This window comes from Actinomadura sp. NPDC000600 (genome assembly GCF_040492135.1).
Lineage (GTDB): Bacteria > Actinomycetota > Actinomycetes > Streptosporangiales > Streptosporangiaceae > Spirillospora.
In genome coordinates this window covers 66,173-75,628 of the sequence record NZ_JBEUPD010000040.1, presented here as the reverse complement: position 1 = coordinate 75,628, position 9,456 = coordinate 66,173, and the positions used below count along the sequence as shown (strand labels likewise).

Genomic DNA, 9,456 nt, shown 5'->3' with positions numbered 1-9,456 from the left:
GCGGGGGCGGGCCCGCCTCTTGTGCCCCCGCGCCCGCGGTTCGGGCGCGGCGGGGGCGGCGCGCCCCCCGCGCGCCACCCCTCACGCGTCGAACCCGGCGAACCTTGGTGTTACCGGCGGGTTTTCCGGCGACGGGCTTGTATCTTTCCGACCTCAAACGGCCCGTCATGGCCCCAACCGATCCCCGTATGCGGGACGATTCCTGTTATGACCGCTCGTGCGACCCTTCCCTACGGCTCATGGCCTTCACCCATCTCTGCGGCCGATGTCGCCCGCGCCCGGCTGCGCCTCAGCTTTCCCACCGTCTCGGGTGACGATGTGTGGTGGCAGGAGACGCGGCCCGAGGAAGGCGGCCGGACCACGGTCATCCATCTGAAGGACGGTCATCGCACCGAGTTGCTGCAGGCGCCCTGGGACGCGCGTACCCGCGTCCACGAGTACGGGGGCCGGTCGTACCTGCCGATCCGTACCGGCGCGGGCTGGTCGATCGTGTTCTCCAACTACGAGGACCAGCGGCTCCACCGGCTCGACGAGGGCGACCCCAAGCCGTACCCGCTGACGCCCGAACCGGCCGTGCCGGCGGGGCTGCGCTACGCCGACTACGTCCTGTCCCCGGACGGGACGGAGATCTGGTGCGTCTGCGAGGGGCACATCGCCGAGCCGGCCCCTGAAGGCGCCGAGGGCGCCGAGGGTGCGGAGAGCGCCGACGAACAGCCCGTGACGGGCATCCGGCGCGCCATCGTGGCCGTCCCGCTGGACGGCAGCGCCGCCGGGGACGCCGGCGCGATCCGCGAGATGGTGTCGGGCGCGCAGTTCTACGCCGGGCCGGCGCCGTCCCCCAGCGGAGGGCACCTGGCCTGGGTCCAGTGGAACCACCCGCGCATGCCGTGGGACGGCACCGAGGTGCGCGTGGCGGCGATCGAGGACGGTGCTGTGGTCGCCCCGCGGACCGTCAAGGGCGGCCTCACCGAGTCGGCCCTGGCACCGCTGTGGCGCGACGACGAGTCCCTGTACGTGATCTCCGACTGGCCCGGCTGGTGGAACATCTACCAGGTCGGCCTGCACGGCGAGTCCGCGCAGGCGCTCTACCCGGCCGAGGAGGAGTTCGCCGCGCCGCTGTGGCAGCTCGGCGGCATGCCGTACGCGCTGCTCGGCGACGGGCGCCTCGCCGTCCTGCACGGCGAGGGCGACATGCGGCTCGGCGTCTACGACACCGACACGCTCGACCTGGTGGACCTGGAGGTCCCCTACGAGCACTGGGCGCCGCAGCTGTCCACGGACGGCACGACGATCGTGGGGATCGCCGGCGGCCCGGACCTGCCGGCCTCGGTCGTGCGGGTCGACACGACGACCGGGCGCGTCGAGGGCCTGCGCCGGGAGCGGGCCGAACTGCCCGACGTCGCCTACCTGTCCAGGCCGCGCGCCGAACGCCTGGAGGGGCCGTTCGGGCGTCCCGTCCACGCCTACGTGTTCCCGCCGACCAACCCCGAGGCCGCCGGTCCGGAGGACGAGCTGCCGCCGTACGTGGTGTTCGTGCACGGCGGCCCCACCGGGCGGGTGTCCACGGTGCTCGACATGGAGCGCGCGTACTTCACCAGCCGCGGCATCGGCGTCATCGACGTCAACTACGGCGGGTCGGCCGGCTACGGCCGCGCCTACCGGGAGCGGCTGCGCCGCCAGTGGGGCGTGGTCGACGTCGAGGACGCCGTCGCCGCCGCCCGGGCCCTCGTGGACGGCGGCATCGCCGACCCGCAGCGGCTGGCGATCCGCGGCGGCTCCGCCGGGGGCTGGACGACGCTCGCGGCGGTCACGAAGACCGACGTGTTCAAGGCCGCCACGTCCTACTTCGGGATCAGCGACCTGCAGCGCTTCGCCGAGAGCACCCACGACTTCGAGTCCCACTACCTGTTCGGCCTCATCGGCCCCCTCCCCGGCTTCGAGCGCGCCTACGAGGAGCGCTCGCCGATCAACCACGCCGACAAGACCGCCTGCCCCGTGCTGCTCCTGCAAGGGCTGAACGACCCGATCGTCCCGCCGGACCAGTCGGAGCGGTTCGCGCAGGCGCTGGCCGAGAAGAAGATGCCGTACGCCTACCTCACCTTCGAGGGCGAGTCGCACGGCTTCCGCAAGGCCGACACGGTCATCCGCTGCCTGGAGGCGGAGCTCGCGTTCTACGGCCAGACCCTCGGGTTCGAGCCGCGCGACGTCGAGCCCATCAACCTGACGGTCGGCTGACCGCTCAGGGCAGGACGTAGGAGGAGATGTCGAGCAGCTTGTGGTCGGCCCCGAAGAACGACACCGTGTCGCCTGAAGTGTTGTTCAGGAAGCCGGCCGTCAGGCCGTTGTAGTAGGCGTCGGGGCGGTTCGTGCCCGGTCCGACGTGGACGCGCAGCAGGCTGCCCGGCGGGATCACGTAGCCAGGGCCGATCTTCATCAGGTTGCTCGCCTGGTCGCGCAGGTAGCCGCCGCCGACGTCGATCGGCCTCGACGTCGTGTTCCGCAGCACCACGTGCTCGCTCTTCTCCGGCTGCACGTCGTCGCCGCTCGGGTCGGGGAGGACACTGTCGATCACGACGCCGCTCGCCTCGGGGAACGGCTTCCGGCCGTCCAGGATCCGCCGCGTCGTCGCCGGGAAGTTCGTCGCGAGCCAGTCGTAGCCCTGGTTCGCCCCCATGGAGACCTCGGCCTGGCTGTCCACCGGGTCGCTGAACACCTTCAGCCCCTTGGCGTGCGCGCGCTTGACGTCGTCCGCACTGGTCACCCGGGGGTGGGCGTACACGCTGACCGTCCAGCCCGCCAGCGCGGCGAGCTCGTCGTCGGCGAGCATCCTCCCGCCGGTCAGGTACGAGAGCGGCACCTTGGGCGCGGACTCGTGGAACTCCTTGAGCGCCGCCTGGTCGCGCGAATGGACCTGCACCCGATAGGCCCCCGAGGGGAGCGTCCCGCCGTCGGTGACGCGCGCCGCGTTCAACTCCTGGGCGAGCAGCGTGGCGATGCCCGGGCTGTTGGCCGGGGACTTCAGCTCCAGGCTCAGCCCGGTCCGCCGGTCCCTGACGGCGAGGAGCTCCTTCAGGGTCGGCACCCGCTGGCCCGCGTACCGCGCGTCGAACCAGGACCCGGCGTCCAGCCTCTTGATCTCGGCCAGCGTGAACTGACCCACCCGCCACGGCGCCCGGTCGGGGAAGACCTGCTCCACGTCGGTGGTCCGGGCGAGCGTGTCGTCGTGCAGGAGCACGATCTGCTTGTCGGACGTGAGCTGCACGTCGCCTTCGAGCACGTCCGCCTTGTCGCGCAGCGCGTTGCGGTAGGACGCGAGCGTCTCCTCGGGGGCCTGCCCCGGCGACCCGCGGTGCCCGAGCACCACCACGTGCGTCCGCTTGCCCGTGGTCTCCGGCGCGGCCTGTGCGCTGCCCGCGAGGGCGACGGCGGCGGCCAGCACGGCCCCGCCCCCGATCATGGCGATCCTGTTCAAGAGATCCTCCCGCCTGGAAATGACTTGATCATCACCGCGGAAGTTGGCGAACACCAGACCAGCCACCGAATTCCACCGAAACAGCTCCACCGACCCCTAAATCAGGGGGTCGGGGGGTCAGCGGGTCAGGGGGTCAGCGGGCGAACTCGATCGCCCTGGACTCGCGGACGACGGTGACGCGGATCTGGCCGGGGTAGGTCAGCTCGTCCTCGACCTGCTTGGCGATGTCGCGGGCGATGACCTGCGCCTGGATGTCGTCGACCGCGTCGGGCTTCACCATCACCCGGATCTCGCGTCCGGCCTGCATCGCGAAGACCTTCTCCACGCCCTCGTGCTTGTCGCGGGCGATCTCCTCGAGCCGTTCCAGGCGCTTGACGTACGCCTCCAGGGACTCGCGGCGCGCCCCCGGCCGGCTGCCGCTCACCGCGTCGGCGGCCTGGGTGAGCACGGCCTCCACGGTCCGGACCTCGACCTCGTTGTGGTGCGCCTCGATGGCGTGGACGACGTCCTCGTGCTCGCCGTAGCGGCGGGCGATCTCGGCGCCGATCAGCGCGTGGCTGCCCTCCACCTCGTGGGTGAGCGCCTTGCCGATGTCGTGCAGCAGCGTGCAGCGCTTGGCGACCTCCACCGGCAGCCGCAGTTCGCTCGCCATGATGCCCGCGATGTGCGCGGACTCGATCAGGTGCTTGAGCACGTTCTGCCCGTAGGACGTCCGGTACCGCAACTGGCCGAGCAGCGCGATCAGCTCCGGGTGCATGTCGCCGATGCCGACCTCGACCAAAGCGTCCTCACCGGCCCGGACGCACAGCTGCTCGACGTCGCTGCGGCTGCGCTCGTAGATCTCCTCGATCCGCTGGGGGTGGATCCGGCCGTCCAGGACGAGCTTCTCCAGCGTCAGCCGCCCGACCTCGCGGCGCACGGGATCGAAACAGCTCAGCAGCACCGCCTCCGGCGTGTCGTCGATGATGAGGTTCACGCCGGTGGTCGTCTCGAAGGCGCGGATGTTGCGGCCCTCGCGGCCGATGATGCGGCCCTTCATCTCGTCGCTCGGCAGGTGCAGCACCGACACCACCGACTCGGCCGTCTGCTCGCTCGCGACCCGCTGGATCGCCAGCGTCACGATCTTGCGGGCGCGCTTGTCGCCCTCCGCCCGCGCCGCGTTCTCGATCTCCCGCACGATGGGGATGGACTCGCGCTTCGCCTGGTTCTCGACCGCCGCGACGAGTTCGGCCTTGGCCTGCTCGGCGGTCAGCCCGGCGGCCTGCTCCAGGACCTTGCGCCGCTCCTCGGCGATGCCGTCGAGCTCCTGCCTGCGGGCCTCCAGCGCCTTCTTGGTCTCGGCGAGCCGTCCCTGCCACTCCTCCAGGCGGCGCATCTCGGCGTCCAGCCGCTGCTCCCGTTCCGCGAGGCGGGCCTCCCGGCGTTCCAGGTCCTCGCGGAGGGTGCGGATGTCGTCGCGCAGGGCGCGGCCTTCCTCGTCGAGTTCCGCGCGCCCGGCGGCGGCGACCTGCTGCGCCTCCTGCTCGGCCTTCTCCAGGACGGCCTGCGCCTCCTTGGCGGCCTTCGCCCTGACCTCGTCCGCGTCGCCCTGCGCCCGCGCCATCTCCGCGGCGGCCTTGCCGGGCGTGCCGGGACGCCATACGACGACGATCACGAGAGCGACCAGGGTCACCAGCAGCGCTGCACCCAGCAGGACGCTCTCCATGAGGCAGATCCTCCCTCGCCGCGGGCCCGTCCGGTGTGCGGGGCCCTGCCTAGCGAGGATTTACTCGCGCACGGATGCACGACATCGCGGGACCGCGCGCGGGCGCGTCCCGGCGACCCGGCCGAATCCGGTCGACGAACGTGTCCTTTATGCCTCTCAGCTGCTGGAACGTGCTCGGTCGTATGGCAATCCGCAAGACGCGGAGTAACTCCTCACTGCCGTAACGGTAAGCGGCACAGAGGTAATGAGCAAGCAAACGACGGGCATTCCGGACTAACCGAACGTCGGCGTGACTCCTTCCTTACCGCCTCCCCTGACCGCCCTGACCCCGCACCACCTGCACCATCACGCCCCCGGCGGAGTCACGAACCGATCGCCCCGGGTCATCCCCTCCCCCGCCCCGGCGTGTCGCCCCCCGACACCCCCGCGCCCGCCCCATTCCCGTCCCCCACCCACCGCCCCAACCCTGACCCCACGGCCCCTCTCGCAGCGCCCTTCCCGGGCTCACGCGACCTCCCGACTTACGCGCCCTCACCCGGCGAGCCCCTCCGGGCTCACCCGGCCTCCCGACTCGGACGGTCTTCCGAGCCCGCGCGGCCTTCCGGGCTCACGCGGCCTTCCGGGCTCACACGACCTTCCGGGCTCGCACGCCCTCCCGGCTCACGCGGACTTCCGGGTTCACGTGCCATTGCAGACTCACGCGCCTTCCGGGCTCACGCGCCGTTACCCGGCGTGCCCTTCCGGGCCCGCGCGGCCTTCCGGCTCGCGTGGGCTTCTGGGGCCGCGCGGTCTTTCGGGCTCGTGGCGGTCGTGGCGATGTTGAGGGGGTGGCGCGTGGTCAGTCGAGAGGGGTGGGGAGGGTTTCCGGGTCGGTGCCCTCTTCTGCCAGGGCTTCCTTCACGACCCGGTAGGACAGGCCGGGCGAATAGCCCTTGCGGGCGAGCATGCCGACCAGGCGGCGCATGCGCTTGGCGGGGTCGGCGCCTCGGGTGGCCCGGAGCTTGCGGGCGACCAGGGCGCGGGCCGTCTGCTCTTCCTGCGCCGGGTCGAGGGCGTCCACGGCGTCGTTGACGGTCTCGTCGGGGACGCCCTTGCGGCGGAGTTCGGCGGCCAGTGCGCGCTTGGCCAGGCCCCGGCCGGCGTGCCTGGACTGGACCCAGGCCTGGGCGAAGGCTTCGTCGTCGATGAGGCCGACGTCGGTGAAGCGGCCCAGCACGCGTTCGGCCACGTCGTCGGGGATGTGCTTGCGTTGCAGCGCGTCCGCCAACTGGGCTCGCGTGCGAGGGGAGGCGGACAGGAGGCGCAGGCAGATCTCGCGAGCCTTCGCCTCTGGGTCGGTGTCGCGGGCCTTCGCCTCCGGGCCCCTCTCGCGGGCCCCAGGCTCCGGGTCGGTATCGCGGGCGTCCGTCATCGGGAGCCGGTCCGGGCGGTGCCGTTGGCCGTGGGAGCGGCGGCGCCATCGGGGAAGTTCCGGGCACCGGTCGTGCGGTGCCGGGTTAGGCGCCGCCGCCCTGCATACGAGATCATCGCTTACTCGTCGTCAAGAGTCACCCGCCTCGGGGGATTCCCGGTCAGGAATCACCCGCCTTGGCGGCCTTGGCGCCCCGCTTGGCGGCGGGGGCCTTGGCGGGGGCAGCGGCGGCGGGCTCGGGCGCGGCGGCGGGAGCGGCGGGCTCGGCCTCCTTGTCGACCTTCGGGCCGATGCCGAGCTTCTCCTTGATCTTCTTCTCGATGCCGTCGGCGAGGTCGGGGTTGGCCTTGAGGAAGTTGCGGGCGTTCTCCTTGCCCTGGCCGAGCTGGTCGCCGTCGTAGGTGTACCAGGCGCCGGACTTGCGGACGAAGCCGTGCTCCACGCCGAGGTCGATCAGGCCGCCCTCGCGGCTGATGCCCTGGCCGTAGAGGAGGTCGAAGTCGGCGACGCGGAACGGCGGGGCCATCTTGTTCTTGACGACCTTGACGCGGACGCGGTTGCCGACGGCCTCGGTGCCGTCCTTGAGCGTCTCGATGCGGCGGACGTCGAGGCGGACGGAGGCGTAGAACTTCAGCGCGCGGCCGCCGGTGGTGGTCTCCGGGGAGCCGAACATGACGCCGACCTTCTCGCGGAGCTGGTTGATGAAGATGGCGGTGGTCTTGGTCTGGTTGATCGCCCCGGTGAGCTTGCGCAGGGCCTGCGACATGAGCCGGGCCTGGAGGCCGACGTGGCTGTCGCCCATCTCGCCCTCGATCTCGGCGCGGGGGACGAGCGCGGCGACGGAGTCGATGACGACGATGTCGATCGCGCCGGAGCGGATCAGCATGTCGGTGATCTCCAGGGCCTGCTCGCCGGTGTCGGGCTGGGAGACCAGCAGGGCGTCGATGTCGACGCCGAGCTTGGCGGCGTACTCGGGGTCGAGCGCGTGCTCGGCGTCGACGAACGCGGCAATGCCGCCCTTCTTCTGGACGCTCGCCACGGCGTGGAGCGCGATGGAGGTCTTGCCGGAGCCCTCGGGGCCGTACACCTCGACGACGCGGCCGCGCGGCAGGCCGCCGATGCCGAGGGCGATGTCGAGGGAGATCGCGCCGGTGGGGATCACCTCGACGGGCGCCCGCGCCTCCTCGCCCATCCGCATGACCGATCCCTTGCCGAACTGCCGCTCGATCTGGGCGAGTGCGGTCTCGAGAGCCTTCTCCCGGTCGTTCGCTGCCATTGAGATGTCCTTCTCGTTGTGGTGTGTCGGCTCTCGGCCGCTGCTTGCGATGTCGAGGGCGACGTTACGGCGGGCCACCGACACTTTCGACCCCTGGACGCTCCGACGGCGGCGCCGCGGGCCGCGACCAGCTTACCGAACATCCGTTCGATCATCGTCCCACATGCCGATTTGCGGTGGAATCTCCGTGCGATCGTGGCCCCCGACCCGTAACCTGGCGGAGTTGACGGAGGGTTCCAATCATGACGCTGACCGTCCTCTTCTGCGTCGATCCGCTCCACCCCCGGCGCGTTGACCCCCACTTCGCCCGCGAGGCCGCCGCCGTGCGGGACCACTACGGCGAGATCGCCCTGATCGACCACGACGCGCTGCGGCGCGGGGACGTCGAGGACGCCGTCGACGCGGTCCCCTCGGACCTGGGCCCCGTCTGGTACCGCGGGTGGATGCTCTCGGCGGACGAGTACGGCGCCATGGCCGCCGCCTTGAAACGGAGCGGCACTGTCCTCCTGACGCACCCGGACGACTACCGCCGCGCACACGAGCTGCCTGGTTGGCACGACACGTTCGCCGGGCTGACCCCGCACAGCGTGTGGCGCCCCCTCGGCGCGGGCCAGGACCCCGGCCCCCTCGGCGAACTGGGTGAGCTCGTCAAGCCGCTGCGCAGCGGACCCGGCGTGGTCAAGGACTACGTGAAGTCGTGCAAGCACGAGTGGGAGGAGGCGTGCTTCGTCCCCGACGTGAAGAACCTCGCCCGACTGCACGACATCGCGGCCAAGATGGTCGCGCTCCGGGACGACCATCTGGCCGGCGGCCTCGTCGTGCGGGAGTTCGAGCAGTACGACGACGCGGGTGAGGCGCGCGTGTGGTGGGTGGACGGCGAGCCCGCGCTGGTCGGTCCGCACCCCGACAGTCCGGGCGTGGAGCTCGATCCCGACCTGGGCGCGGTGGCTCCCGCCGTCCGCGCGCTCGGGTGCCGGTTCATCACCACCGACCTGGCCCGCCGCACGGACGGCGCCTGGCGGGTCGTGGAGGTCGGAGACGGGCAGGTCAGCGACCTGCCGTCGTCCGTGGACGCGATGGACCTCTACGCGCATCTCCCGGTGCCGGACTAGCGGCCGCACAGGTTGCTGTGGGCGTGATCGAACCGGATTAAGGTCTTCATCGTCTTATGGCCTGTGACGGCCCTGACCGTCCGGTCGGTCCCTGCGTGAGAAGGACGTGTTCTCTTGCCCCCACAGGAGCCCCCTCGCCGGCTCAGCTCCCGCGCCGTGAAGGTGGGGATGGTGAGCGCCCTGTCGTTGACCCTCGTCGCCTGCGGCTCCGGTTCGACCACGGCGCGGTGCGTGGACCGGAACGCGCCCGCCAAGGGCAAGAGCGGGTACAAGGTCGTCTCGGACGGCTACTGCGACACCGGTGACATCGACCACGGGTCGCCCTCCTACGGCCGCTACTTCTGGTACTACGGCGGGAAGAGCCGTTCCGGCTTCGTGTCCGGCGGCAGCCGGTACCGGCCGGAGGGGAAGATCAAGTCGAGTGGCGGGCGGACGCTGAGCCGGGGCGGGTTCGGCGGCGGCGGCCGGGGCGGGAGCTGA

General features: G+C 71.6%; 7 protein-coding genes. 3 read left to right on the top strand and 4 right to left on the bottom strand.

The features are described from left to right. Positions 1-207: 207 nt before the first annotated feature. Positions 208-2,235, top strand: coding sequence for a S9 family peptidase (locus ABWI07_RS37320; protein WP_149257651.1), 2,028 nt, complete (start codon positions 208-210; stop codon positions 2,233-2,235). 4 nt (positions 2,236-2,239) lie between these two features. Here the strand turns inward: ABWI07_RS37320 and ABWI07_RS37315 are convergent, their stop codons facing one another. The 4 genes from ABWI07_RS37315 to recA all read right to left on the bottom strand — a co-directional run bounded on the left by ABWI07_RS37315 (position 2,240) and on the right by recA (position 7,864). Next, entirely contained in the window at positions 2,240-3,472 is a 1,233-nt protein-coding gene (locus ABWI07_RS37315; protein WP_149257652.1) for a glycerophosphodiester phosphodiesterase family protein, read from the bottom strand. A gap of 133 nt (positions 3,473-3,605) precedes the next feature. Beyond that, positions 3,606-5,165: a ribonuclease Y gene (gene rny / locus ABWI07_RS37310; protein ID WP_375708323.1), complete on the bottom strand. Its 1,560-nt coding sequence runs from the start codon at positions 5,163-5,165 to the stop codon at positions 3,606-3,608. Positions 5,166-6,015: 850 nt separating this feature from the next. Continuing rightward, the gene (gene recX / locus ABWI07_RS37305; protein WP_149257654.1) at positions 6,016-6,588 is read right to left on the bottom strand and encodes a recombination regulator RecX; all 573 of its coding nucleotides are present in this window, start codon (positions 6,586-6,588) and stop codon (positions 6,016-6,018) included. A gap of 160 nt (positions 6,589-6,748) precedes the next feature. Further along, positions 6,749-7,864 (bottom strand): recombinase RecA, encoded by a 1,116-nt coding sequence (recA, locus tag ABWI07_RS37300; protein WP_141577386.1) that lies wholly within the window; start codon positions 7,862-7,864, stop codon positions 6,749-6,751. A 242-nt stretch (positions 7,865-8,106) separates the two neighbouring features. Here recA and ABWI07_RS37295 point away from each other — a divergent pair, with 242 nt between their 5' ends. Beyond that, complete coding sequence (locus ABWI07_RS37295) at positions 8,107-8,976, top strand: ATP-grasp domain-containing protein (RefSeq protein WP_149257655.1); 870 nt, start codon at positions 8,107-8,109, stop codon at positions 8,974-8,976. Positions 8,977-9,090: 114 nt separating this feature from the next. After that, positions 9,091-9,456, top strand: a complete 366-nt coding sequence (locus tag ABWI07_RS37290; RefSeq protein WP_235036588.1) for a hypothetical protein — start codon at positions 9,091-9,093, stop codon at positions 9,454-9,456.